This window comes from Nitrosomonas sp., assembly GCF_019752095.1.
Classification (GTDB): Bacteria; Pseudomonadota; Gammaproteobacteria; order Burkholderiales; family Nitrosomonadaceae; genus Nitrosomonas.
In genome coordinates, this window is record NZ_JAIEMO010000025.1 from 112,478 (window position 1) to 136,421 (window position 23,944).

The window sequence follows — 23,944 nt, forward strand, 5'->3', positions numbered from 1 at the left end:
CTTGTTCTCCTAATCAAAAAACCTGTTTAATGTCAGATAAACTGACTAATCCCAACTTATTACCCATATCCAGATGCGTTCCCAGCTCTCCATGAGAAACGCTGTTTACTGTGCCAAATGAAAGTGTGTTGACTTTAACTTCCTTATCACCCTGTTTTGCCGTGACTGTAAAGGTATAGTCTCCATCTGCAGCTTTGGAGCCACTATCTGTCGCACCATCCCAACCAATAGTACTAACACCGGCCGGTTGCACACCAAGTGTCTTAGTGTGAATTGCAATCCCCGAGCTATCGAATATCGTTACAATAGCTTGATCGACCGATTGTTCTAATTCGATCCCGGCTATGGCACCCTCTCCTTCAAGAGATATTGACTTGCCGGGAACAAAAGCACTATGTCCGATCATGTCCAATGCTTCCAATGCTCGACTATCATCTGTGCTGGAAACCAATTGCTGCAGCGTTGAATTTAATTTATCGATACCTGCCACTGTGCTAATTTGCGCCAACTGACTGGTCACTTCTGCGTTATCCAGCGGTTTCAATGGGTCCTGATTTTTCATTTGGGTAACCAGAAGCTTCAGAAAGCGATCTTGAGGATCCTCAGCTTGTTTCTTAGTTGTAATACCTGTCGTGGTCCCCGATGAAACTGATGACAAATCGGGTTGTTGAATTGAAGTCATGGAATGCTCCTTTATTGACCTATAGTCAGGGTTTTTTGTAGCAGTGATTTAGTCGTGTTCATCATATCGACACTATTTTGATACGAACGTGAAGCCGACATCATATTGACCATTTCATCGACGACACTAACATTCGGCATCGTTACATAACCGCTTGGGCTCGCAAATGGATGATTGGGATCAAATACTTGTCGCATCGGCGAAGGATCATGAACAACACCTGCAACCTTAACGCCAGCTGCACCATTAGCATCCGCACGTAATGTACTGAAAACAACTTGACGTCCACGGTAAGGCTCTCCAGTCGAGCTGGTTACACTATCCGCATTCGAAAGATTACTCGCCACCACATTCAAACGTTGTGACTGTGCAGACATGGCCGAGCTTGCTATACCAAATACATTAAACAATGACATTTTTTATCTCTCCTGCAATGCTAATGATAAAAATCTAAATTCATAATTTAAAAAAGCGATGCTCGCATCGTACTTAATTGCGTTATCAGCAAAGCGGGTACGTTCCATATCCATATCCACCGTATTCCCATCTGCACTAGGTTGCAGGGGAACGCGGTATAGAATATTGTCTCCGAATAATCCAGGTGTAGAGGAATTAATGTGCATTGTCGATGTCGTATTAAGGTTTACATTTTTCAGGCTTGGGGTTGAAGAAATCTTTTCTTGAAGCATGCTGGCAAAGTCGATATCTTTCGCTTTAAAATTAGGGGTATCAGCATTAGCCACATTGCTTGAAAGCAATTCCTGCCTTGCGACCCTTAAACTTAAAGCGTTATGGTGATAATTTAATTCTTTATCAAGTTTGTTTATCATCTTCTTTGTCGCCTAAATCAAATATTTTCTATTCATTTATTAGCAGTTAGCATGCCAACTATGTTAAATGTTCAGATTGATAAACGAATCAACAATAAAGATAAGAAACAGACGCTATCTTTGAGCATCAATCCATTTGCAATTGTTTAATATGTGGATATTGCGGCAATATTTGCCGAAACCGGCAAGAACGAATGGCTCAGTGGATAAAAAAATTATGATACGTTACTCAATATTAATTCTTTGCCTATTCATGTTGGCACTTGTTTTTTTTACTCCTGCACTTGCATCTCGGCACAAAACTGTTCTCCCTAATCAAGAAATACCTCTGATAAATAATGCGATTGAGAATTTCCTTTACAACAATACAGCTAATCTACCTGGACAAGTCATCGTGAATGTCGGTCAAATTGATAAACATCTGGTGTTACCAAAATGTCCGCAATTAGAACCCTTTATTCCTGCAGGCAATCGCCTGTGGGGAAAAACTTCGATTGGTGTTCGTTGTAATAGCGAACTTGCAATTTGGACCATCTACGTGCAAGCAGAAATAAATGTAATGTCGGACGTATTACATACCACGCGGCCTATCGCTACTGGACAAATTATTACATATGAGGATATAGCACCTCAGAATACTAATTTGACACAATTACCCGAAGGCATACTCACCGATGTCGCGCTAATAGTTGGCAAAGTCGCTGCAACCAATTTACCTGCCGGCCAACCACTACGCCCGCAAATGCTACGAGCTCCTCATGTAATCTTGCGTGGACAAACCGTCAATCTAGTCGTGCAAGGCCGTGGATTTAATATCCAATCAGAAGGACAAGCATTAGCTGATGCAGCTGATGGTCAGGTTATTCAAGTTCGTAATAAATCAGGACGAATCATCAGCGGATTGGCACGCCCCAATTCAATCGTTGAAATAAGGCCATAATTCGTCGCCAGCAAAATAATTCCCCTGTAATAACCAAGCGCTAAAAATTATCACTGTGTAAATCTGTGATAATGACCTAAATCAGATTTATAATCATGCAATACCGAATAACAAATAATTTTTTACTGTGATTAATACAAACCATACTTTGGAAATCAAAAAAATTCTGACTGATACCCTGGGATTAGGCAAACGACTTGATGCAATGGGGCCGGATGCAAGATTACTTGGCGGTATTCCTGAGCTTGATTCAGTGGCAGTCGTCACGGTTATCTTGGCTTTAGAGAAAAAATTTTCCATCTCAATAGAAGATGACGAGATTAGTGCCAAGACTTTTGAGAAACTTAGCTCATTAGTTAACTTTGTAGAAATAAAGCTAGCTGAGAAAAATGAGCAATTAGCTTGAGTCTGTCCAAAAACACCGACACGATGCTGGTTGTATTCTGACTCAATTCATGCATAATCTTTGTTGATGCGATCAAATCATTATGGAGCAAAGCGTTGAAATTACACCCTGCCAATTTCTCTCATCAATATATTTTCACTGGGTATGGTGACGGATATGTAGTAATCAACCAAATAAAATATGAAAAAAATTTGATTGTATTACCGGATCGACTGATTGAAAACTGGCCGGTTATTTCAGTTTCTGAACTAGAAATTCAACATTTTGAAAATTTGTTGCCTCATGCACTTGAAATCATTGTTCTAGGCACGGGTATCGCACATCAATTTCCAAGTCATTCCATACTGAGTCAAGCGGCTAAAATGGGTATTGGAATTGAGATTATGGATACAAAAGCTTGTTGCAGGACTTATAATATTCTAGTTGAAGAAGGACGGCGAGTCGGAGCGGTTCTATTTATATGACAAATCAATTAGTTTAATAAAGTCTGCTACCCCGCTTAGTCAATCTAAACTTAATCAATCCCAAAAACACACTCGTTCACCATTTCTTTATTATAAGATTTAAAAAAAGAAATGGCCATTTCAGTCATGATTGTGATAAATTCATGGTTGGTAAGTCAGGTATATAAAATTGGCTTCCTTCATAACATTAATATAGGAGTTGAAAATGAGCAAATTTCTAATCGCTGCAATCGGTTTAGCCTTTTTATTAGGATCATCTGTCACTATGGCAAGCGGAAACAAAGAATCTTCAATGCCCCCCATGTCTGCCCAAGACATCTTGAATAAAATGCAATGCGATAACAAAAAAGCCGGCGAAAAAATCAAAGATCGTGTTGATGGTGAAATGGTCACCTGTCCTGCCAAATTAAAACAACCAAACTTTGGTAAATAATAAATCAGTAGCAGGGTAGCTATAAATAGGTCAAGTTTGAGTAGAAGAGTTTTTTTTGCTTCATCTAGGGAATTGCATAGATTGGATGGAGAATAAATAAATTAAGCGACTGTCAGCTTGGCCTATTGTTTTGTGTATCAGAAACAGAAAGCACATCTCGAAATGCGCGTAAAATCACCCAACTAAATAAATATTCTTTGTTATAAAGTATCTTGATAAAGAATTAAAAGATATTTTCCTCGTTCATAAAAATGCGTGAATTAATGTGTACTTGATTTGCAATTTTCATCCATTGAGAAGGAAAATAATGAAACAAATATTTATTCTGTTTTTCATCCTACTTTTTTATGCCAATAGTTCACTGGCACAAAAAAACAGTCCAGATGTTAAATCTCATGCAGCTCTTGTTTTTAATGCAAAGGATGAGCATGTCATTTTTGACAAGAATGCCGATAAGGTTATGCCCATTGCTTCAATCACCAAGCTGATGACTGCCATAGTCACACTTGATGCACGTTTACCACCGGATGAAATCATCACGATAGAAAATGCTGATGTCGATAAATTGAAGTACACGTCTTCCCGACTTCCAGTAGGCAGTAAGCTTTCGCGACATGAATTGTTGAAGCTGGCGCTCATGTCTTCAGAAAACCGGGCAGCAGCAGCGTTAGGCCGGACCTATCCCGGCGGCGCCAAGGCATTTGTGAATGCCATGAACATTAAAGCCAAACAGATTGGCATGTTTAACAGTCAATTTGTCGAACCTACCGGATTGAGCAGTAATAATGTAGCAACCGCACGCGATTTAGCCAAATTGGTCGCTGCCTCTAACAGCTATACTGTTATACGCGAATTTTCCACCGCATTTCAACATTCCGTATCTCCAGGAAATAAGCACGGTCAATTGCAGTACGTCAATTCCAATAGCTTAGTACGGAGCCAAAACTGGACTATCGACGTTTCCAAAACTGGCTACCTGAATGAGGCCGGACGCTGCTTAGTTATGCACACCAAAATCTCCGGACAACCCGTTGTCATCGTGCTACTCAATTCATGGGGTAAAAATACGCGCATCGGTGATGCAAATCGTGTCAAAAAATGGATAGAAAGTAATCAGGTCGTAAGCAAACACAGCAAAACTGAATCAGATCAAAGAATTTTGCTTACTGCAAAGCCGAGTCTAAGTAATAACCATTAAACCAACGCATAAATTTCACTGTATTTATTTTTTAAGTAACCAATAAAATAATCTGGATTCAATGCCTCGCCTGTCACACGCTGAACAAGCTCTTGCGGTGTGTAGAGCCTGCCTTGACGATGAATTTTCTCATTTAACCAACCTTTAATCGGTGCAAAATTTCCTGCTGCAATGCTTTCTTCCACCTCCGGTTGCTCGTTCAGCAATGTATTATAAAACTGGCACGCATACATTGCACCCAGCGTATACGAAGGAAAATACCCAAATGCTCCTCCGCTCCAATGCGAATCTTGCAATACGCCCAACGTATCCGTAGGTGGCTTAATCCCCAGATATTTCTGCATCAATTCATTCCAAATACCAGGCAAATCATCGACCTGCATCGAGTCTTCAAACAAGCCCTTCTCGATTTCGTAGCGCAATATGACGTGCAACGGGTAAGTCACTTCATCCGCCTCCACGCGAATAAAATCCGGTTTGCAGCTATTGATCGCGCGATAAAACGAATCCACGTTTGCTGCTTGCAAGTTATCCGGAAATGCTGCGCGGATCGTATCGAAATAATGCGAGCAAAATGGCTTACTTTGCGCAACCATGCGCTCCCAAAACAACGACTGGGATTCATGAATTCCCATCGTTAATGATTCGGATGCAGGCAAATCCCCCAGCTCATGTGGTCGCCCCTGTTCGTACAGTGCATGACCCGTCTCGTGAATCACTGAATACAATGATTCGACAAAATCGCTCTCCTTATAGCGTGTTGTAATCCGTACATCGGTCGGATGACTGCCACCACAAAAAGGATGCACTGACACATCAATGCGGCCTTGTTCCGTATTAAAGCCGATATCCTGGCTGATTTTTCGCGCCAATTCTTCCTGCTTATCCAGCGCAAACCTTCCCTGCAAGAACGACGTATCTGGTTGCTGAGGATGGTTTTGAATAGCCTCAATCAACGGTATCAATTCCTGTTTTAGGCGCTCAAATATGGGCGTAATCATATCCATTGTTGTCCCGCGCTCAAACAGATCGATATTGGCATCATAAGGCTTCAAATCGGGTGATATACGCTGTGCCCACTCTGTCTTTAATTCTAAAAATTGCTTCAACACCGGCACAAAATTGGAAAATTTATTCTCTTGTCGCGCCATCACCCAAATACCCTGCCCGCGCGAACCCAGCTCTGCCAACTCCTGCACCAATCGCTTCGGTACTTTGGTTTCCAATTCATAACTATGCAGCGCTTCGCGGATATTGCAGCGTTCCACCTCACCCAAACGATCAGAATCTTTTTCTTTCAATTCATTGAGACAATCCCCCAGCGCAGGATCGGTCATGCGCTCATGAATCACCCCTGCCAGTGCCGCAATCTGCTTCGCGCGTGCTTCACTGGCGCCCGCAGGCATCATCACTTCCTGATCCCATCCCAACGTGCTCATTACACCATTCAAATGAGCAATCTCTTCCAATTTCTGAACTAAATTCTGATAATGTTGATCCATAGCCATCCTGTTCTTTAATCAAAATACACATAATCCCCAAATCTTTGGGAATAGCGCTAAAATCACAACTTCCATTTCGTACAACTTTAACACTAATAATTCACACACACATGCTCTGGATAAAATCACTGCACATCATTTTCATGGTCACCTGGTTCGCCGGACTATTCTACCTGCCACGCTTATTCGTCTATCACGCCCAATGCGAAGATCAACCCGGCAAAGAGCGCTTCAAAATCATGGAACGCAAACTCTATTATGGCATCATGACCCCCGGTGGGGTTCTAACCGTGGTATTCGGCGTGTGGCTGTGGCTGGGATATGGTTTCTCTGGAAGCTGGTTATATGTCAAGCTGGCGCTAGTTCTGTTATTAATTTTGTATCACTATTACTGTGGAAAATTTGTCACGGCGTTTAAAAACGATGCCAATCAACATGGCCATGTGTTTTACCGCTGGTTTAATGAATTTCCGGTGCTAGTTCTGTTTGCAGTGGTGATATTGGTGGTGGTTAAGCCTGACCTGGTGGCAGTTATTTCTGTAATATCTGAATGATTTAAGTAGCTTGTGTACGATACAAGCCTGCTACTTCTGCGGGTGAAAAATTCTCTGCTCTGAGCTATGATGCCTCTCTTGAGACATCATCACCTTTTAGGTTTCTTCGTTGATGCACTACAGCAAGTATAAAAATAGTCTGATCCTTAATTTCATAAATAATACGATAAGAATAAAGTGACAGTTCTCTCACAAGATCATCATTTATTTCTGGGACTATCCTCCCCATCTTTTGGAACTCGTCCAATCCATCCATTTTTTCACGAATATCCTGAGTAACTTTCTTGGCGTAATAGCAGGAATCATGTGCAATAAAATCATGAATAGCACGCAAATCAGCCTTAGCTGACTCAGTCCATACTACCACGTATCTATTTCTTGCTTGAGTTCCTCACTAGTTAGAGTTCTCCCCTGCTCCACAGCTTCCTGTCCTTTTCTGATCTTATCCAGCACATAAAGTCGATACATAATTTCATCCATATCTGCGTCATCCGGTAGTTGATCAATTGTTTTCAATGCTTCTTTTTTTGCTGCTAACATAGTATTTACCTCCCTTATTAGTTAAAAATGCATTGTCAGAATCGGCAGTAGTTTACGCAAGTTATCGATTTTACCGTGCCTATTCGCTGGATTTTAAAATCCAATTATGCAGCTTGGTGTTGAAAGTGGTGGATATGCGCGTAGAGTAGAGAGCAAAAGTAATCCCCAAATAATTGACAGCCCTATACCCACATAAATAGGAATACGACTAACAGAGAATCTGCTCATTATAAGCTTGCTTACCAGTCCGAAGATTCCTCGTTTCTGCAATCTGTCTTTGACAGTTTTAGAATACTTGCAACTATCTTCATGGAACAAAACCGGATGCCCATTTCTCATGCCTTTCTCATATTCAGAAAGCATTTGTTCCCAATATTCCTGCCAGAATTTTGCGCCGCTTGCCACACCCACCTGAAATAGAGATACGACTAACACCACAACGCAAGCCATAAAACTGATTATTGGTATCGTATGATCGGACTGTAACATTCCAGCAAATAACACGCCCTGAAAGATCATAAAGAAATTATTTCTATTGGTGAGTTGACCAATCTCGAAATCTCTCATTCTCATAGCAATCTCAAAATCATTTATTTTTTTATTCTTCTCTTTCTTAAACAAAGGCATGAAAATCCTCTAAGTATTAAAAAAATTTAAACACAAAATGAATCTAATCATCAATTACTGCCTGCCCCGGAAACAGCACATCCGTATACCCAAATAGTCGAAAATCCTTAATCCGCATCGGATACAGAATCCCTTGCAAATGGTCGCACTCATGCTGCACCACGCGCGCGTGAAAGCCGCTGACGGTGCGATCGATTGCTTTACCATATTGATCGAAACCTTGATAGCGCAGATGCGCATAGCGCGGCACGACGCCGCGCATTCCGGGCACGCTCAGGCAACCCTCCCAGCCATCTTCTTTCTCGTCGGATAATGGCGTCAAATGTGGATTAAGTAGCACCGTGAATGGAACTTCATCCGCATCGGGATAGCGTTGATTCTTTTTAAACCCAAAAATGACCACTTGCAGGCTCACGCCAATCTGGGGCGCCGCTAAGCCTGCGCCATTCAGATCCTCCATGGTATCCTGCATATCCTGAATCAATGCGTGCAGTTCTGGGGTATCGAATCGTTCGACAGGTTTGCCCACTTGCAGCAACAACGGGTCACCCATTTTGAGTACGGGTTTAATGGCCATCGCGGCTCACCACATGTTCCAGAATATTTCTGACATCCACCATCGCTTGTTCCAACACGGCATAAATCTCCTTCAATGGAATGCCACTCACGTTAGTACCGCGTCCAGCGGCGTGATTAGCGACCACGGCAATACTGGCGTAGTCCAAGCCCAATTCCCTGGCCAGCGCGGCTTCCGGCATACCGGTCATGCCCACGATATCCGCGCCGTCGCGTTCCAATCGGTTGATTTCGGCGGCCGTTTCCAACCTGGGGCCCTGCGTTGCTGCATAAACCCCTCCATCGAAAATGTCCTTATTGGCACTTTTCGCTGCTTGTAGCAGCAATGCGCGAGTACGCTGACTATACGGAAGAGTTAAATCAATATGCGTTACCGGTTGATCCTTGCCTTCAAAAAAAGTAAAGCCGCGTCCATAGGTATAATCAATAATTTGATCCGGAATCATCAATCGGCCCGGCGTCAGGTCGGCGCGAATACCGCCCACCGACGCTACGGCAATGACATGCGAGGGTTGCAATGAGTGCAGTGCCCATAAATTTGCACGATAATTGATCGCATGCGGCGGAATCGTATGTCCGTGTCCGTGCCGCGCCAGGAAAACGATGTCTTCATTCTTCATCTTACCAAAAGTCAACGGGCCGGAAGGTTCGCCGTAAGGCGTGCGAATGATTTCCCGACGGGATATTTCCAGGCAGGATAATTGCGTCATTCCACTGCCGCCAATAATTGCAAACATGATTCTCCCAAACTTAGATTCAATCTTTTACTGCATAAACGGCGGGTAAATTCCGCCATGCGCCGTGTATATCCATGCCAAACCCGAAAACATAACGGTCCGGAACTGTCAACCCAACAAAATCAGCTTGCAGTGGCTTCGGTCTGCTCGTTTCTTTTTCTGTGAACACCGCACTATAAAATGCTTTCGCGCCATTTTCCAACACTTTGTCACGAATGGCGGCCAGCGTAATGCCTTCATCCAGAATATCATCCAGCACTAAAACAACCCGATCCTTGACACTTTCTCCAGGCTCCACCCGCCACTGAATTTCCCCGCCATGCAGTTGTTTGTTATATCGTGATACATGCAAATAATCAAAATCAAGCGGGAAAGGAAGTTTTGGCAACAGTTGTCCGGCAAATACCACTGCACCGCCCATCACGCATAAAACTAGGGGTTGTTGCTGCGATAGCAACTGCGTGATATTCAGCGCCATGCGGTGTATCGTTTGCGCGACCGTTTGCTCGGAATAAATAAGCTCAGCTGTATCGAGGATTTGTTGCGCTTGTTGGTAAGTCAGCATGGTTATTTTGAGCGTTATTGCAACAGTTCCATTAATCCTGTTTCATCCAACACTGAAATTCCTAAACTCAGCGCCTTGTCGTATTTGCTGCCCGGATCTGCACCTACGACAACATAATCGGTTTTTTTTGAAACACTTCCGCTGACTTTACCACCCAGCGCTTCAATTTTTTCTTTGGCTTCTTCGCGGTTCAGTGTGGGCAATGTTCCGGTCAACACAAATGTCTTGCCATGCAATGGTTTCATTCCAACAACTAAAGTGGATATTCCCTCATGCTCAACCCAGTGCACCCCACAGGCACGCAGTTGCTCAATCACTTCGCAGTTATGTGCTTCAGCAAAGAAATCCGCGATGCTTTGCGCAACCACCGGGCCAACGTCCGGAACCTGTTGTAGACGTTCGCTACCAGCTTCGATCAGCCGATCGAGACTGCCCAGATGCGCCGCCAAATCCTTTGCGGTTGTTTCTCCAACGTTACGGATTCCCAATGCATAGATAAATCTTGCTAACGTCGTATGTTTACTCTTTTCTATCGCACGCAGGATATTATTGGCCGATTTCTCCGCCATGCGCTCCAGATTAGCAAGTGCGCCTAATCCCAATTTATACAAATCCGCTGGGGTGCGCACAATTGCTTGATCGACCATTTGATTCACTAGTTTATCCCCCAGCCCCTCAATATCCATCGCTCGGCGCGAAGCAAAATGCAAAATTGCCTGCTTGCGCTGCGCCGGACAAAATAATCCACCGGTACAGCGCAATACCGCCTCATTGGCAAGTCGTACTGCTTTAGCGCCACACACCGGACAATGCTCCGGCATCAAAAAAATCTGCGCATCAGGCCGACGTTTTTCCAGTATCACCGCTACAATTTCTGGAATCACATCGCCTGCGCGGCGAACAATGACGGTATCACCGATGTGAACATCCTTGCGCTCGATTTCATCCGCATTGTGCAAGGTGGCGTTGGTCACAGTCGCGCCGCCGACAAACACCGGCTTCAAACGTGCAACTGGTGTCAAGGCACCAGTTCTGCCAACCTGTACATCAATACCCAACAGTTGCGTGACCACCTCCTGCGCCGGAAATTTGTGCGCCAGTGCAAATCGCGGTGCACGCGACACGAATCCCAACTGCTTCTGTTGCGTCAAGGAATTGACTTTATACACTACCCCATCAATATCATACGGCAAGCACTCACGCTGCACCTCGATCGCCTGATAATACGCTAACAATTCTTGCAACCCTTTAACCACGTCACATTCTTTGGCAACGGGGAAATGCAACAATGCAAGATAGGCCATTACATGACTGTGCTTATCCAACGGCATGTGACTATCTTGATATTCTCCAACGCCGTAAGCAAAGAAAGCTAAACGCCGTGTTGCGGTAATACCAGGATCCAGTTGACGTACTGACCCTGCTGCTGCATTGCGCGGATTGGCAAACTCTTTTTCGCCTTTAGCTACCTGGCGTTGATTTAAATTTAAGAAATCTGCTTTCAGCATTAACACTTCACCTCTCACTTCCAGTAATGGCGGAGGATTATCGACTGGAAGCGACAAAGGGATCGATTTAATCGTCCTTAGATTCAACGTGATATCTTCACCCATATAGCCATCACCACGTGTCGCACCGGTTTTAAAAATGCCATCTTCATAGCATAAGCTGACAGCCAATCCGTCGAATTTGGGCTCTACCGCATACTCGATGCTGTCCACCGATAATCCTTCACAAACACGCCGATTGAATGTCTCCAGCTCCACATCCTCAAACGCATTATTCAGTGACAACATTGGCTTACGATGCAAAATTTGTGGAAAAGCTTTAAGCGGAGCCGCGCCAACGCGTTGCGTCGGCGAATCGGCCGTGATGAGTTGCGGATAGTCTTGCTCAATGCGCTGTAACTCGCGCAGTTGTTTGTCGTATTCGGCATCGGGAATGGTCGGATTATCCAGCACATAATACCGGTAATTGTGCAGTTCGATCTCAGCACGTAAATCTTGTGCATGTTGTTTTATTTTATCGATTTTCTCATTCATATCGAATTAGTATAACGAATACCGGTGAAACACGGTTTCAGTTCTTGACCAAAAATCCTTTATACTGCGCATTCATCAAAAAAATTAACCCTGCGACTTCATCTTGTCTTAGAAAGTACATCATGAGTGATAATAACAACACATTAAAAATCCGTATTCAAATACAGCAGGAACCTCCACAAGCCATCGAGGAAATCTACCCTGAGCCTGAAATCATTTATGAAGAATCGCTGGATTGGAAAAAAATTTCCATTGCTGCACTTGCATTGCTAACTATTCTGACCTTACTCGGTTATTTGATTTTCAATAGCGAAAGCCCTGAAGAACCCTTGAATGAATCGGTTATTTCTGCACCTGAGAATATGTTTCCTCCAGAAAAGCTTGGGGCAGAACCCGACACACGCGATGACTCAGCAGAAACTCAGTTAAATGCCCCAATTAGCACACACCCTGCTCAATCAACTCCGGCAAAATCCGACAGTAATGCTATCACACCCAAAACCGTAATTACGCCTGCCAGAAAACCAAAAAAAAACTCTATTACTGACCAATTAAGTAATCCTGACAAAAGTGTGCCCAAAACCGCATCACAATCCAAACCGCATCAAACATCGGATCAACCCGAGGTTCTTAGAGCATTGTTAACTCATGCAATCAAAGGGCGTGAACCCGTTGATTCGATTGAAACTGTACAATTAAAACTAGGTGAAACCAAGCCTATCTATTTCTATTTGCAATTACAAAACCTGCGAGGAAATAATATCCGCGTTAACTGGTATTTTAATAATCAACTCGATTCACAATTGCGTTTGCAAGTGCACAATGACAACTGGCGTACTCACGCCAGCAAGCAACTTGATCGCGAACGAATAGGTTCCTGGCGTGTGGAATTAATCGATGGATCAGGAAATCAACTGGCAACCCGAGATTTTACCGTCACGCAAAACTAAGTTTATTGATATTACTGAATAAGCAAGTTAGGATGCACCATGAAATATTGCAGCAACTGTAGTGCCACTGTTGAATTGATAATTCCTGAGGGTGATTCTTTACTCCGCTATGTATGCAACACCTGTAATATCATTCATTATCAGAATCCCAAAATGGTTGTCGGATGCATTCCTGAATGGGAAGATAAAATTTTATTGTGCAAGCGTGCCATAGAACCCCGTAAAGGCTGGTGGACGTTACCCGCCGGCTTTATGGAAAATAATGAAACGTTGGCACAAGCTGCCGCGAGAGAAACCCTGGAAGAAGCCAATGCACGAGTAGAAATAGGCGATCTATACGCTGTTTATAGCCTGCCTCATATCAGCCAAGTTTATTTTATTTTCAGGGCAAAATTGCTCGATCTCGATTTCAAACCCGGAATCGAAAGTTTGGAAGTTAAACTCGTATCTGAACAGGAAATACCGTGGGAAGAAATGGCGTTTCGGGTTATACACGATCCGCTCAGGCTATATTTCAAAGAACGCAACCAGGGAAAATTCAGCCTTCATATTGGTGTAATTAACAAAACTCAGAATACTTCATGAATAATCAATTCTGAGCATTTTTCATAGGAACGCAGAAACAATCGAATTTTAACCATATACTGGGTAGTATTGCGAAGGACATCGCACAAATAGCTCTATTCCCATTCGGTTGATTTGCGGTTATTGAATTCTGCAAGCAGATCATAAAAATCTGACAAAGCACGCGATATGTCATAATTTGAGCAGTGATTATATAGGCATAAGTAAATTCTGATATGGAAAATTACGAAACGCTGCTAGCAACAATAGCTTTAATGATGGGTGCCTCCTGGGCAAGCGGTATTAATCTGTACGCCGTTCTACTGGTGCTGGGGCTGGGTGGCTCTACAGGCCACATTGATTTGCCTACTGAATTATCGGTATTGCAAGAGCCATTAGTGATAGGTGCAGCTGGCATTATGTATTTCATTGAATTTTTTATGGATAAGATTCCTGGAATGGATTCGGTATGGGACTCCATTCATACCTTTGTTAGAATTCCTGCAGGTGCCATGTTAGCGGCAGGCGCGGTTGGAGATGTAACACCCGCACTCGAAATTGCAGCGGGTATTTTAGGAGCTGGCGTGGCTGCAACGAGCCATGCCACCAAAGCTGGTACACGACTGCTGATAAATACATCCCCCGAACCTGTTACAAATTGGTCAGCTTCCATCATGGAGGATTTCTTAGTGCTGGCTGGGATGTGGGCGGCGCTGAAGCAACCAGAGATCTTTCTAATATTATTTGTTGTCTTTATGGGCATTGCCATCTGGTCATTACCAAAACTATGGTTTCTGATTAGAATCTTACTTTCTAAGATCGCAAAATTTCTTGGCTTCACATATGGGCAAGCTGCGGCAAGCAATGTATCGGATTCTATTACCACAGCAATGCAATTTCAGCCGCACGACCCAATAATGGCATTAGAACGATTACAGCAACTACGCGATAAAGGCGTGCTCACAGAACAAGAATTTGAACAGCAAAAAAAAATCATTCTGAATAAAAAAAATTAGTAAGGTAATTTTACGGTTAAATTTCTCAATGATTGCAATGCAATATTCTTAACAGTGTTAGAGCACTCAAAAAAGATTCCGAATATAACCTACAGATAGTTCAATGCGACGCCAATGGGATATTTTTTGTACAGTTATCGATAATTTTGGTGATATTGGCGTATGTTGGCGCCTTGCCAAACAGCTGGCCCATGAACATGATCAGTCAGTGCGCCTATGGGTTGATGATCTAGTCAGCTTTGCCACAATAGTACCGACTGTAAATCCCCGGGCTCAGCAACAAAACATCCTATGCATTGAGATTTGCTATTGGCAACAGGCATTTGTGGAAGCTGAACCGGCAGATGTGGTCATTGAAGCATTCGCGTGCGAACTGCCGGAGGTGTATGTAACTGCGATGTTACAGAAAAAAAAACCTCCCATTTGGATTAACCTGGAATATCTTAGTGCCGAGCCTTGGGTAACTCAATACCACGGCCTACCTTCACCGCATCCCCACTTTTGTTTAACCAAAACATTCTTTTTCCCTGGCTTTGTATTGGGTAGCGGCGGCTTGCTGCGAGAAAAGAATTTACTGGCACGACAAGATGCATTTGACCAGAAAGCAGATCAGGCATTTTTGCAACGCAAGGGCCTACTCAATCGAAAAGATGATGAAATACGTATCTCTTTGTTTTGTTATGAGAACGCACCTATTGAAAAATTTATTCAAGTATTATCGGAATCTACAGTGCCTGTTTTGCTGATCGTACCGCAAGGAATTGTTGCTGATCGTATTGTAGCATTGTTTAATCATGCATCATCCCAGATTAATGCATTAATACACCATAAGCAACTGACTATTCAGATTATTCCTTTTATGGAGCAAACGGATTATGATTTAATGCTATTGAGTTGCGACTTCAATTTTGTGCGAGGCGAAGATTCTTTTGTACGTGCGCAATGGGCGACTAAGCCTTTTATCTGGAATATTTATCCTCAGCAGGAAGGTGTGCATTGGAAAAAACTGGATGCATTTCTTACGCTCTATATGGCGGATTTACCAGTGGAAGCTGCATCTGCTGTGCAAGCAATGTGGCACTGTTGGAATGGAAAATATGAAATGAATAGCCTGATTTGGGAGAACTTAGCAGCGTTTCACAGGTCTTTGATGCAGCATAATAAAAACTGGGTCAATCAATTACTGGAACTGGAAGATTTGGTGTCCAATCTGGTGCAGCTTGCAGAAAATCGGCTATAATCCATGGTTTTTTGAACTCAGAATTCACTGTTGATAACAGATTAATCTTGCTTCTAACTTACAATTTGGAATTGAACTATGAAAACCGCAATGGAACTACGATCAGGTAACGTCATAATGATTGGTAATGACCCCATGGTTGTGCAACGGGCAGAATTTACCAAGTCTGGCCGTAACGCATCTGTGGTTAAAATGAAGTTGAAAAACTTGTTTTCCAGCACCACAACCGAGACCGTTTACAAAGCGGATGAAAAATTCGACTTGGTAGTTCTGGATAGAAAAGACTGCACATATAGCTACTACGCCGATCCGCTCTATGTTTTTATGGATGCCGACTATAATCAAATTGAGGTTGAAGCTGACAACATGTCAGACGTACTGAATTACCTAACCGATGGTATGGAAGATGTATGTCAGGTAACTTTCTACGATGGCAAAGCAATTTCTGTCGAGTTACCCAATACGATTGTACGTGAAGTTGAGTATACCGAACCCGCAGTACGAGGCGACACGACGGGTAAGATCATGAAACCAGCTCGGCTTGCAGGAACAAATTTTGAAATTCAAGTGGCAGCTTTCGTAGAGATTGGCGATAAAATAGAAATTGCCCCACACAACAATGAATTCAGAAAGCGTGTTTGATATATCCCAATGAATTCTCAGAAAGGTGACTTTTGTCACCTTTCTATTTGGTTATTAGCTGGCGACGACTTGAATATCTGGTTCGATAGTCTTGAGCATATTTTCAATTCCTCTCAATGTGCCTGAAATAGAGCTGGGACATGTTCCACATGCACCCTGGTAATGGATATGTAAAATGTCACCTTCGAGTCCTAGAACATGCAAATCTCCACCGTCACTTTGCAGATAAGGACGCACCTCCTCATCCAGTAAGACATTGATTTTTTCCAGGCGCAGTTGATCTTCCGGACTCAAGTTAACAAGAGCCTCGTTTGCAGTAGCGACAGTTTCAGCAGATTGCGCAGAAGCCGCCGGGGCTGCACGGATGGGATCGGCAATATCTCGCGCCAGGTCTTGCCAATTAGCTTCACCATCCTGAGTGACAGTGATCCAATGATCAATATAAAAAACATTCGTGACATGATCAATATCGAATAATGCAGATGCTAATGGGTCATCTCTGGCGGCCTCAACGTTATCGTATGAACGTGCCACGCCCCATGTCAATGGTTCTTTAAGAATGAATTTCAAAGCATTCTTGTTGGGAGTTCCTTCAATATCAGCAATTTTTGGCATTTTGTCAGTATTAAAATATTGCAGCTGCTATTACGCGCAGCATGGATTGCTTAGTAAGATGTTTTGCGCGACACTATCAACCAAAAGGATGATTCGATACCGCTTGCGTGGATTCATTATTAGCTTCAGTCGAAATGCTAGCAATAGAGTTGAGCGCGGCATGCAGAGTGTGCCATGGTAAAATTGCGCATTTAACCCGCGTCGGTAAGTCGCGAATGCCAGAGAAAACCGTTAATCGTCCAAGATGGTGCGGATGACCGGTATCCAATTTTCCGGTGGTCAATTCGCGAAATTCGTGAATCAGTGTTTCCGCATTTGTACGAGACTTTCCTTTGACTGCTGCTGTCATCATTGATGCGGAAGCCTTGCAGATGGCGCAGGACTCTCCTTGGAAGGCAATATCACAAATCTGCTCATTTTCAAGTTGCAACGTAATATCCAAGCGATCACCACACAATGGATTGTGACCAACCGCATGATGACTGGCCTGATCCAGCTTGCCATAATTGCGTGGCTTTCTGTTATGGTCGAGTATGACCTCCTGATACAGAGAATTGGTATGCATTATAAAAAAACCTTTTGAACAGTTTTAATTCCGGCAACCAAGGTATCGACCTCTGTTTTGTTATTATAGAAAGCAAATGAGGCCCGAGAAGTAGCCGGCACGTTAAATCGCTGCATGACAGGCTGTGCGCAGTGATGCCCGGTGCGAACGGCAATGCCATCCTGATTTAAGATGGTTCCAATATCATGGGGATGGATTCCATCGATGGTGAAAGAAATGACGGCAGTTTTTTCTTTCGCCGTGCCAATAATCTTAACACCAGGGATTTGGACAAGACAATCTGTTGCATAATCAAGCAATGTGGATTCATATGCAGCAATATTCTCGAGACCAATAGCTGTTAAATAATTAATGGCAGCGCCAAAACCAATGGCAGCGGCAATAGGTGGAGTACCCGCCTCAAATTTGTGAGGAATGGTGTTATAGATCGTTTCTTCAAAAGTTACCGATGCAATCATGTCCCCGCCACCTTTGTAGGGCTGCATGGATTCTAGGAGAGCAGCTTTGCCATAGAGCATGCCTACACCAGTTGGGCCGCATAATTTATGCGCCGAGAATGCATAAAAATCGCAATCAAGCGCCTGAACATCAATAGACATGTGCGGAGCACCCTGCGCGCCATCAATCAATACCGGCACATCGTATCGATGAGCGAAATCAATCATTCTTTTAATTGGATTGATTGTGCCGAGTGCATTCGAAACATGGATCAAACCGACAAACTTAGTACGCTCATTAAATAATTTTTCATATTCGTCAACTTCCAATTCGCCTTTGTCATTAATTGGAACGACACGAATTTTTGCGCCCTTTTCATTAGCCAGCATTTGCCACGGAACGATATTAGAGTGGTGCTCCAAGGTTGTAAGAATAATTTCATCGTTCGCTTTGATAAATTTGCGCCCATATCCTTGCATGACCAAGTTAATGGAATCGGTGGTGCCACTGGTAAAAATGACTTCCCTGTCCTCGCGTGCATTGATGAATTGTTGCAATTTGCATCGCGCATCGTGATATTCCTGTGTAGCAACTTCAGAGAGATAATGTACGGCACGATTGATATTTGCGTGTTGTTTAGTCTGATAACGTATTAAACGATCAATGACAAATTGCGGCATTTGACTGGATGCAGCATTGTCAAGGTAGACAAGCGGTTTTCCATCAATTTTCAGATCGAGAATAGGAAAATCAGCGCGAATTCTTCCCCAATCGACATCAGAAGTAATTTCTGATTTCAGAGAAACATTGACTGAATTCATAATTTATTATCCTGTGTCTGATTAAGCACAGTTTGTTCCAGTTGCTGCCTGAGGGAGCTTACGGGAATACGATTGATTATTTCTGCGCCAAAGGCGTAAGTTAACAAACCGCGTGCGGCTGCTTCCGATAAGCCACGGCTTTCCAGATAAAAAATTTCTTCTTGATCAAGCTGCCCAACTGTTGCGCCATGTGCACATTTAACATCATCGGCAAAAATTTCTAACTGTGGCTTTGTGTCTACTTGTGCGGCTTTACTAAGTAACAAGTTACGGCTTGATTGTGATGAATTTGTTTGCTGTGCGTGAGGCCGTACAATAATTTTTCCATTAAATACGGCATGCGCCTTATCATTGACAATGCATTTGTGCTGCTGACGACTGGTTCCATTTGGCTTTATGTGATCAATGCAGGTATGCGTATCGGCTAATTGGTTATCTGAAATCAGCGCAAGTCCATCAATAGTGCATTCTGCAGCTTCGTCGATTAACTGGATATCCAGATTGTAGCGGGAAATTTGTGCCCCCAATGAAATGCTGACCGATTGATAGTTACTCCCATGAGCCAGTGAAACCGCGCAATTTGCCAAATGATAAGCCTGTGTGCTTTCACGTTGAATTCTAATGTGTCTGGCATGTGCATTAGCAGACAAACTAATTTCTGTTACCGAATTTGTAACGTAGGCAGCCTCTCGCAGAGAGACATAATCTTCAACAAATGTTACGTTACTTCCGGGCTCTCCAATTATCAAGCAGCGTGGACAGCTGGTCACTTCTGATTGTGTCGCAATGAACAATAAGTGAACGGGCTCTGCGATGACGATATTCTTTGGCACAATGATCAATGCACAATCACGAAGGAATGCCGTATTGAGCGCCGCGAATACGCTATTATCAAATTTTGCGTATTGGCCAAAGTGAGATTCAAGAATTGCTGCATGTGTCAATAAAAATTCTGATAAATTGCCAATTTTGAGTGTTGCAGAATCAATAATGGTCGACAATTCTGCAGAATAGTGACCGTCTACAAACACCAAAGAATTTTTTGCTTCTTTTAGATGCAAGTGTTTAATATCTTGCGCTTGCAGATCAGTGTTCGATTGTGCAGATTGAAACGATAAACGAGCAAGCGCTGAGATATCAGTGAAACGCCATTCTTCATCGCGTTTAGTAGGTAATCTCTGAGTGCTGACATAATCAATTGCGCTAGCGCGTAATTGATTTAACCAAGATAATGGCTGGTTTGATTTCGTCGACCAAGATTTTAGCAAGCAATCAAGATAATCAGTAGCAACTGTTTCGCTCATGCGATTGCTCCGGCAATTGATTGTTTATTTGCAGTAACCCAATCATAACCGCGCGTCTCCAGTTCAAGCGCTAATTCCTTGCCACCTGTCATAACTATGCTACCCGACTGCATGATATGCACAAAATCCGGCACAACATAATCCAGCAAACGTTGATAGTGTGTCACTAGAATTGTGGCATTGTCTTTATTGGTAATTTGATTAACGCCATTGGCTACAGTCTTAAGCGCATCGATATCGAGCCCGGAATCCATTTCATCCAAGATGCTCAATTTCGGCTCTAGCAAGGCCATTTGCAAAATTTCGTTACGTTTTTTCTCGCCACCTGAAAATCCCTCATTGACACTACGATCCAGAAAATCGGGATTCATATCTAATAATTTCATTTTTTCGCGGACGAAATCATCGAATTCGAGAGGATCCAGCTCTTCTTTGCCTCGCTGAGCTTGGATTGTGTTATAGGCAAGACGAAGAAATTGCGTGTTTGCCACACCCGGAATTTCGATAGGGTATTGAAAGGCTAAGAACAAACCGGAGCGTGCACGCTCCTCAGGCGCCAGCCCCAATAAATCTTTGTCTTCAAACCGGATAGTCCCTCCTGTAATTTCATATGCGGAGTGTCCTGCCAGCACTTTTGCCAAAGTACTTTTTCCAGATCCATTCAACCCCATAATCGCATGAATCTCTCCACTTTTCACCGTGAGGTCAATACCTTTAAGAATTTCTGTACCATTAATACTGGCGCGTAGCCCCTCAACTGAAAGGAGAGTTTTACTATTATTAACAATCATCCGACACTTCCTTCTAATTTAAAACTGAGAAGCTTAGTAGCTTCAACAGCAAACTCCATCGGCAATTGTTGAAATACATCTTTACAAAAACCATTAATAATCATAGAAACTGCTTCTTCCGCATTAATGCCGCGTTGTGAAAAATAAAAAAGCTGATCTTCACCAATTTTAGAAGTAGAAGCCTCATGTTCAACGATCGCACTGTTATTATGAACTTGAATGTAAGGAAAAGTATGCGCTCCACATTGATCTCCAATGAGCATGGAGTCGCATTGCGAGTAATTTCGCGCACCTTCTGCGGTTGGAGCGATGCGTACCAGACCACGATAGCTACTATTAGAGTGGCCAGCCGAGATACCTTTACTCACTATAGTGCTGCGCGTATTCTTCCCGAGATGGATCATTTTCGTGCCAGTATCAGCTTGTTGGTAATTATTGGTTACTGCCACTGAATAAAATTCACCAACAGAATTATCACCCCGCAATATGCACGACGGATATTTCCACGTGATTGCAGAACCAGTTTCTACTTGTGTCCATGAAATTCTGGAATTTCTGCCTTTTGCCAGGCCTCGCTTAGTAACAAAGTTGTAGATACCACCAATACCATTTTCGTCACCGGCATACCAGTTTTGTACTGTTGAATACTTGATATCTGCATTATCTAATGCAACCAGCTCAACTACTGCAGCATGCAACTGATTAGTATCAAATCTAGGTGCTGTACAACCCTCAAGATAAGAAACAGCAGCATCTTCCTCAGCAATAATTAGTGTGCGCTCAAACTGTCCGGATCCTTCTGTGTTAATGCGGAAATAAGTGGATAGATCCATTGGGCATTTAACGCCTTTAGGAATAAAGCAGAAAGAACCGTCAGTGAATACAGCAGAATTCAAAGCTGCAAAGTAATTATCACCGACAGGAACAACCGTTCCAAGATATTTCTGAATAAGTTCAGGATGGGTATGCACAGCCTCAGAAATGGAACAAAAAATAATGCCCACATCAGCAAGCTTCTGTTTATAGGTAGTGGCTACTGAAACACTGTCAAAGATAACATCGACAGCGACACCCGCCAACGCTGCGCGTTCGTGCATCGGCACACCAAGCTTCTCAAATGTGCGTAATAATTCGGGATCAACCTCATCCATGCTAGCCAATTTTTTCTTAGGCTTCGGCGCGGAATAATAGCTGATTGCTTGAAAATCAATTTTCGGATAATGAACGTTTTGCCACTCAGGCTCCGTCATCGTCAACCATTTCTGATAAGCTTTTAGACGAAATGACAAAAGCCACTCAGGTTCATTCTTTTTAGCTGAAATTAATCGAATAGTATCTTCATTGAGTCCTTTGGGCGCGATATCAGACTCAATTTCAGTAACGAAGCCGTGTTTATACGGTTGATTAACCAGACTTTGCAATACTGCACTCATTTGGTATCTTCCTTTATTTTAGTATTTATATATTTTGAAACAGATATCTTACAATCCTAAATTGCATCACATTGACCTGCTTATAGGCAAACCTGAAACAACGCTATAATCGAGATTGCTGCTAGCTAAATCTGAGCAGATTCTTTTATACTGAAACTATCACCACAGCCACATGTGCTATCAATATTCGGATTGATAAACTGGAAAGAACTATTGAGTCCTTCCTTGACAAAATCAATTTGAGAACCATCCAAGTAAGGCAGGCTGTATCTATCCACCACTATTTTCGTTTTATGTGACTCAAATAACTGATCGTCGGGCTTAATCTCATCAGCATAGTCAAACGTATAAGAGAATCCTGAACAGCCCGATTTTTTAATCCCTACTCGGAGTGCAAGCCCTTTACCGCGCTTAGCAATTTGTTGCTGGATATGTTTCGCAGCATTTTTAGTTAATGTAATTAGCATAACTCGGTCCAATATATTATCTCTTCGTATAAGTAGAAACTTATGTTAAGTTGATTAGACACAGACCTAATAATATTGTTCTATAGCAATTTATCGATAAAGCAATTGTTAAACTTTTAAGAATTGAAAATATTCTTAAAACCCAATGCTCAGTTGTATGCAGCAGTTGCTTCACGCCGCATATCAAGCAGCGGCACGATCGCCTCAGTCTGCTGAGTCATCTGATTATCAACTAACTCCTTAAGTGTAACAGCTCCAAGATATTCAAAAATAAGCTCATTCAATTTTGCCCACAAATCATGTGTCATGCACTTACCATCGTTATGGCAATTTTCTTTACCACCACATTGCGTTGCATCGATAGGCTCATCAACCGCAAGAATAATGTCGGCGATTGATACCTTATCTAAATCTTTTGAAAGACAATAACCACCTCCTGGACCACGAACACTATCTACTAATTCAGATTGGCGCAGCTTTGCGAATAACTGCTCCAAGTAAGATAAAGAAATCTTTTGTCTTTGACTGATGTCTGCAAGTGTTATTGGATGGTTACTTTGCTGCAAAGCAAGATCGAGTAGCGCGGTTACCGCAAATCTTCCTTTTGTAGTTAATCTCATGATTGATCCTTTAAATTGAGTGTTTGCAAAAAATAATACCTGATTAATTTAATCAACTATATAATACCCGATTGATTTAGTCAACTATATAATACCCAATTAATTTAGTCAACTATAAATAAGATAATTATCCAACCATGTTAAAACCAGATAACCATCTAATAAATAGATATAAAATATCACCTTGAATCTTTCAACATAACTTAAATAAGGAGAATACAGCAGAACATCACCCCATTATTAACCGAATTTAAAAGTAGATGTAGTGAGCTAATTGAGCAAGTTTTTGTTTTGGTGTTATTCCTCCGATAGGCTGTATTAGGCCGTTCATGATTATAAGTCCAGAGCCATTTTGTTGCATAATCCTGAGTCTCATTGATAG

Annotated in this window: 30 protein-coding genes; 11 read left to right on the plus strand and 19 right to left on the minus strand. The window is 42.6% G+C overall.

The features are described 5' to 3' along the window. Nucleotides 1-13 precede the first annotated feature (13 nt). The 3 genes from K2Q13_RS08275 to flgB are packed head-to-tail and all read right to left on the minus strand — an operon-like array spanning nt 14 to nt 1,512. Nucleotides 14-682: a flagellar hook assembly protein FlgD gene (locus tag K2Q13_RS08275; RefSeq protein WP_292920592.1), complete on the minus strand. Its 669-nt coding sequence runs from the start codon at nt 680-682 to the stop codon at nt 14-16. 11 nt (nt 683-693) lie between these two features. After that, the gene (gene flgC, locus K2Q13_RS08280) at nt 694-1,098 is read right to left on the minus strand and encodes a flagellar basal body rod protein FlgC (protein ID WP_292920593.1); all 405 of its coding nucleotides are present in this window, start codon (nt 1,096-1,098) and stop codon (nt 694-696) included. 3 nt (nt 1,099-1,101) lie between these two features. Beyond that, entirely contained in the window at nt 1,102-1,512 is a 411-nt protein-coding gene (gene flgB / locus K2Q13_RS08285) for a flagellar basal body rod protein FlgB (protein WP_292920594.1), read from the minus strand. Between the two features lie 217 nt (nt 1,513-1,729). Between flgB and flgA the strand changes: the two genes are divergently transcribed. The 5 genes from flgA (at nt 1,730) to pbpG (ending at nt 4,953) form a co-directional block, all read left to right on the plus strand. After that, a complete protein-coding gene (gene flgA, locus K2Q13_RS08290) occupies nt 1,730-2,452 on the plus strand; it encodes a flagellar basal body P-ring formation chaperone FlgA (RefSeq protein ID WP_292920595.1) in 723 nt (240 codons plus the stop codon). Nucleotides 2,453-2,600: 148 nt separating this feature from the next. Then, a complete protein-coding gene (locus K2Q13_RS08295; RefSeq protein WP_292920596.1) occupies nt 2,601-2,858 on the plus strand; it encodes a phosphopantetheine-binding protein in 258 nt (85 codons plus the stop codon). Nucleotides 2,859-2,953: 95 nt separating this feature from the next. After that, nucleotides 2,954-3,322, plus strand: a complete 369-nt coding sequence (locus K2Q13_RS08300; RefSeq protein WP_292920597.1) for an Mth938-like domain-containing protein — start codon at nt 2,954-2,956, stop codon at nt 3,320-3,322. Nucleotides 3,323-3,527: 205 nt separating this feature from the next. Next, the gene (locus K2Q13_RS08305; protein ID WP_292920598.1) at nt 3,528-3,755 is read left to right on the plus strand and encodes a hypothetical protein; all 228 of its coding nucleotides are present in this window, start codon (nt 3,528-3,530) and stop codon (nt 3,753-3,755) included. A gap of 307 nt (nt 3,756-4,062) precedes the next feature. Then, nucleotides 4,063-4,953: a D-alanyl-D-alanine endopeptidase gene (gene pbpG / locus K2Q13_RS08310; protein WP_292920599.1), complete on the plus strand. Its 891-nt coding sequence runs from the start codon at nt 4,063-4,065 to the stop codon at nt 4,951-4,953. On the opposite strand, the gene K2Q13_RS08315 is transcribed toward pbpG, so the two are convergent. Continuing rightward, nucleotides 4,950-6,455: a carboxypeptidase M32 gene (locus tag K2Q13_RS08315; protein WP_292920600.1), complete on the minus strand. Its 1,506-nt coding sequence runs from the start codon at nt 6,453-6,455 to the stop codon at nt 4,950-4,952. The genes pbpG and K2Q13_RS08315 overlap by 4 nt on opposite strands. Before the next feature lie 110 nt (nt 6,456-6,565). Between K2Q13_RS08315 and hemJ the strand changes: the two genes are divergently transcribed. Next, nucleotides 6,566-7,009, plus strand: a complete 444-nt coding sequence (hemJ, locus tag K2Q13_RS08320) for a protoporphyrinogen oxidase HemJ (RefSeq protein WP_292920601.1) — start codon at nt 6,566-6,568, stop codon at nt 7,007-7,009. Between the two features lie 64 nt (nt 7,010-7,073). On the opposite strand, the gene K2Q13_RS08325 is transcribed toward hemJ, so the two are convergent. From K2Q13_RS08325 to ligA, 7 genes are all read right to left on the minus strand, one after another. Further along, nucleotides 7,074-7,376 (minus strand): type II toxin-antitoxin system RelE/ParE family toxin, encoded by a 303-nt coding sequence (locus K2Q13_RS08325; protein ID WP_292920602.1) that lies wholly within the window; start codon nt 7,374-7,376, stop codon nt 7,074-7,076. After that, nucleotides 7,370-7,549, minus strand: a complete 180-nt coding sequence (locus tag K2Q13_RS08330; protein ID WP_292920603.1) for a hypothetical protein — start codon at nt 7,547-7,549, stop codon at nt 7,370-7,372. Before K2Q13_RS08330 ends, K2Q13_RS08325 begins: the two co-directional genes overlap by 7 nt. A 93-nt stretch (nt 7,550-7,642) precedes the next feature. Then, on the minus strand, nt 7,643-8,176 hold the full coding sequence (locus K2Q13_RS08335; protein ID WP_292920604.1) for a hypothetical protein: 534 nt from the start codon (nt 8,174-8,176) through the stop codon (nt 7,643-7,645). Between the two features lie 43 nt (nt 8,177-8,219). Continuing rightward, nucleotides 8,220-8,753, minus strand: a complete 534-nt coding sequence (def, locus tag K2Q13_RS08340) for a peptide deformylase (RefSeq protein WP_292920605.1) — start codon at nt 8,751-8,753, stop codon at nt 8,220-8,222. Next, nucleotides 8,743-9,489, minus strand: coding sequence for an S-methyl-5'-thioinosine phosphorylase (locus tag K2Q13_RS08345; RefSeq protein ID WP_292920606.1), 747 nt, complete (start codon nt 9,487-9,489; stop codon nt 8,743-8,745). The genes def and K2Q13_RS08345 overlap by 11 nt, the downstream gene beginning before the upstream one ends. A gap of 19 nt (nt 9,490-9,508) precedes the next feature. Next, on the minus strand, nt 9,509-10,054 hold the full coding sequence (locus K2Q13_RS08350) for a hypoxanthine-guanine phosphoribosyltransferase (protein ID WP_292920607.1): 546 nt from the start codon (nt 10,052-10,054) through the stop codon (nt 9,509-9,511). Nucleotides 10,055-10,068: 14 nt separating this feature from the next. Beyond that, the gene (gene ligA / locus K2Q13_RS08355; RefSeq protein WP_292920608.1) at nt 10,069-12,096 is read right to left on the minus strand and encodes an NAD-dependent DNA ligase LigA; all 2,028 of its coding nucleotides are present in this window, start codon (nt 12,094-12,096) and stop codon (nt 10,069-10,071) included. Nucleotides 12,097-12,218: 122 nt separating this feature from the next. On the opposite strand from ligA, the gene K2Q13_RS08360 reads away from it, so the two are divergent. The 5 genes from K2Q13_RS08360 to K2Q13_RS08380 all read left to right on the plus strand — a co-directional run bounded on the left by K2Q13_RS08360 (nt 12,219) and on the right by K2Q13_RS08380 (nt 16,508). Beyond that, entirely contained in the window at nt 12,219-13,046 is an 828-nt protein-coding gene (locus tag K2Q13_RS08360; protein ID WP_292920609.1) for a DUF2914 domain-containing protein, read from the plus strand. Between the two features lie 39 nt (nt 13,047-13,085). Continuing rightward, nucleotides 13,086-13,631, plus strand: a complete 546-nt coding sequence (locus K2Q13_RS08365; protein WP_292920610.1) for an NUDIX hydrolase — start codon at nt 13,086-13,088, stop codon at nt 13,629-13,631. Nucleotides 13,632-13,846: 215 nt separating this feature from the next. Next, complete coding sequence (locus tag K2Q13_RS08370) at nt 13,847-14,626, plus strand: DUF4126 family protein (protein WP_292920611.1); 780 nt, start codon at nt 13,847-13,849, stop codon at nt 14,624-14,626. A 103-nt stretch (nt 14,627-14,729) separates the two neighbouring features. Further along, a complete protein-coding gene (gene earP, locus K2Q13_RS08375; protein WP_292920612.1) occupies nt 14,730-15,866 on the plus strand; it encodes an elongation factor P maturation arginine rhamnosyltransferase EarP in 1,137 nt (378 codons plus the stop codon). Between the two features lie 78 nt (nt 15,867-15,944). Beyond that, nucleotides 15,945-16,508, plus strand: coding sequence for an elongation factor P (locus K2Q13_RS08380; protein WP_292920613.1), 564 nt, complete (start codon nt 15,945-15,947; stop codon nt 16,506-16,508). Nucleotides 16,509-16,562: 54 nt separating this feature from the next. Here the strand turns inward: K2Q13_RS08380 and K2Q13_RS08385 are convergent, their stop codons facing one another. From K2Q13_RS08385 to iscR, 8 genes are all read right to left on the minus strand, one after another. Next, nucleotides 16,563-17,123: a NifU family protein gene (locus tag K2Q13_RS08385; protein WP_292920614.1), complete on the minus strand. Its 561-nt coding sequence runs from the start codon at nt 17,121-17,123 to the stop codon at nt 16,563-16,565. Nucleotides 17,124-17,199: 76 nt separating this feature from the next. Next, the gene (gene sufU / locus K2Q13_RS08390; RefSeq protein WP_292920615.1) at nt 17,200-17,688 is read right to left on the minus strand and encodes a Fe-S cluster assembly sulfur transfer protein SufU; all 489 of its coding nucleotides are present in this window, start codon (nt 17,686-17,688) and stop codon (nt 17,200-17,202) included. Further along, nucleotides 17,688-18,947, minus strand: a complete 1,260-nt coding sequence (locus tag K2Q13_RS08395; RefSeq protein ID WP_292920616.1) for a cysteine desulfurase — start codon at nt 18,945-18,947, stop codon at nt 17,688-17,690. Before K2Q13_RS08395 ends, sufU begins: the two co-directional genes overlap by 1 nt. Next, the gene (gene sufD, locus K2Q13_RS08400; protein WP_292920617.1) at nt 18,944-20,251 is read right to left on the minus strand and encodes a Fe-S cluster assembly protein SufD; all 1,308 of its coding nucleotides are present in this window, start codon (nt 20,249-20,251) and stop codon (nt 18,944-18,946) included. Before sufD ends, K2Q13_RS08395 begins: the two co-directional genes overlap by 4 nt. Next, nucleotides 20,248-21,042, minus strand: a complete 795-nt coding sequence (sufC, locus tag K2Q13_RS08405) for a Fe-S cluster assembly ATPase SufC (protein ID WP_292920618.1) — start codon at nt 21,040-21,042, stop codon at nt 20,248-20,250. The genes sufD and sufC overlap by 4 nt, the downstream gene beginning before the upstream one ends. Then, nucleotides 21,039-22,475 carry a Fe-S cluster assembly protein SufB gene (gene sufB, locus K2Q13_RS08410; protein WP_292920619.1) on the minus strand — a complete coding sequence of 479 codons (1,437 nt, stop codon included), beginning with the start codon at nt 22,473-22,475 and terminating at the stop codon, nt 21,039-21,041. The genes sufC and sufB overlap by 4 nt, the downstream gene beginning before the upstream one ends. A gap of 125 nt (nt 22,476-22,600) precedes the next feature. After that, nucleotides 22,601-22,942, minus strand: a complete 342-nt coding sequence (locus K2Q13_RS08415) for an iron-sulfur cluster assembly accessory protein (RefSeq protein ID WP_292920620.1) — start codon at nt 22,940-22,942, stop codon at nt 22,601-22,603. A 149-nt stretch (nt 22,943-23,091) separates the two neighbouring features. Further along, nucleotides 23,092-23,562: a Fe-S cluster assembly transcriptional regulator IscR gene (gene iscR / locus K2Q13_RS08420; protein ID WP_292920621.1), complete on the minus strand. Its 471-nt coding sequence runs from the start codon at nt 23,560-23,562 to the stop codon at nt 23,092-23,094. Between the last annotated feature and the right edge of the window lie 382 nt (nt 23,563-23,944).

Bases quoted from the DNA above. Each gene is read 5' to 3' on its own strand.
- K2Q13_RS08275 (WP_292920592.1), bottom strand. From the start codon at position 682: ATGACTTCAATTCAACAACCCGATTTGTCATCAGTTTCATCGGGGACC.
- flgC (WP_292920593.1), bottom strand. From the start codon at position 1,098: ATGTCATTGTTTAATGTATTTGGTATAGCAAGCTCGGCCATGTCTGCA.
- flgB (WP_292920594.1), bottom strand. From the start codon at position 1,512: ATGATAAACAAACTTGATAAAGAATTAAATTATCACCATAACGCTTTA.
- flgA (WP_292920595.1), top strand. From the start codon at position 1,730: ATGATACGTTACTCAATATTAATTCTTTGCCTATTCATGTTGGCACTT.
- K2Q13_RS08305 (WP_292920598.1), top strand. From the start codon at position 3,528: ATGAGCAAATTTCTAATCGCTGCAATCGGTTTAGCCTTTTTATTAGGA.
- pbpG (WP_292920599.1), top strand. From the start codon at position 4,063: ATGAAACAAATATTTATTCTGTTTTTCATCCTACTTTTTTATGCCAAT.
- K2Q13_RS08315 (WP_292920600.1), bottom strand. From the start codon at position 6,455: ATGGATCAACATTATCAGAATTTAGTTCAGAAATTGGAAGAGATTGCT.
- hemJ (WP_292920601.1), top strand. From the start codon at position 6,566: ATGCTCTGGATAAAATCACTGCACATCATTTTCATGGTCACCTGGTTC.
- K2Q13_RS08330 (WP_292920603.1), bottom strand. From the start codon at position 7,549: ATGTTAGCAGCAAAAAAAGAAGCATTGAAAACAATTGATCAACTACCG.
- K2Q13_RS08335 (WP_292920604.1), bottom strand. From the start codon at position 8,176: ATGCCTTTGTTTAAGAAAGAGAAGAATAAAAAAATAAATGATTTTGAG.
- def (WP_292920605.1), bottom strand. From the start codon at position 8,753: ATGGCCATTAAACCCGTACTCAAAATGGGTGACCCGTTGTTGCTGCAA.
- K2Q13_RS08345 (WP_292920606.1), bottom strand. From the start codon at position 9,489: ATGTTTGCAATTATTGGCGGCAGTGGAATGACGCAATTATCCTGCCTG.
- K2Q13_RS08350 (WP_292920607.1), bottom strand. From the start codon at position 10,054: ATGCTGACTTACCAACAAGCGCAACAAATCCTCGATACAGCTGAGCTT.
- ligA (WP_292920608.1), bottom strand. From the start codon at position 12,096: ATGAATGAGAAAATCGATAAAATAAAACAACATGCACAAGATTTACGT.
- K2Q13_RS08360 (WP_292920609.1), top strand. From the start codon at position 12,219: ATGAGTGATAATAACAACACATTAAAAATCCGTATTCAAATACAGCAG.
- K2Q13_RS08365 (WP_292920610.1), top strand. From the start codon at position 13,086: ATGAAATATTGCAGCAACTGTAGTGCCACTGTTGAATTGATAATTCCT.
- K2Q13_RS08370 (WP_292920611.1), top strand. From the start codon at position 13,847: ATGGAAAATTACGAAACGCTGCTAGCAACAATAGCTTTAATGATGGGT.
- earP (WP_292920612.1), top strand. From the start codon at position 14,730: ATGCGACGCCAATGGGATATTTTTTGTACAGTTATCGATAATTTTGGT.
- K2Q13_RS08380 (WP_292920613.1), top strand. From the start codon at position 15,945: ATGAAAACCGCAATGGAACTACGATCAGGTAACGTCATAATGATTGGT.
- K2Q13_RS08385 (WP_292920614.1), bottom strand. From the start codon at position 17,123: ATGCCAAAAATTGCTGATATTGAAGGAACTCCCAACAAGAATGCTTTG.
- sufU (WP_292920615.1), bottom strand. From the start codon at position 17,688: ATGCATACCAATTCTCTGTATCAGGAGGTCATACTCGACCATAACAGA.
- K2Q13_RS08395 (WP_292920616.1), bottom strand. From the start codon at position 18,947: ATGAATTCAGTCAATGTTTCTCTGAAATCAGAAATTACTTCTGATGTC.
- sufD (WP_292920617.1), bottom strand. From the start codon at position 20,251: ATGAGCGAAACAGTTGCTACTGATTATCTTGATTGCTTGCTAAAATCT.
- sufC (WP_292920618.1), bottom strand. From the start codon at position 21,042: ATGATTGTTAATAATAGTAAAACTCTCCTTTCAGTTGAGGGGCTACGC.
- sufB (WP_292920619.1), bottom strand. From the start codon at position 22,475: ATGAGTGCAGTATTGCAAAGTCTGGTTAATCAACCGTATAAACACGGC.
- K2Q13_RS08415 (WP_292920620.1), bottom strand. From the start codon at position 22,942: ATGCTAATTACATTAACTAAAAATGCTGCGAAACATATCCAGCAACAA.
- iscR (WP_292920621.1), bottom strand. From the start codon at position 23,562: ATGAGATTAACTACAAAAGGAAGATTTGCGGTAACCGCGCTACTCGAT.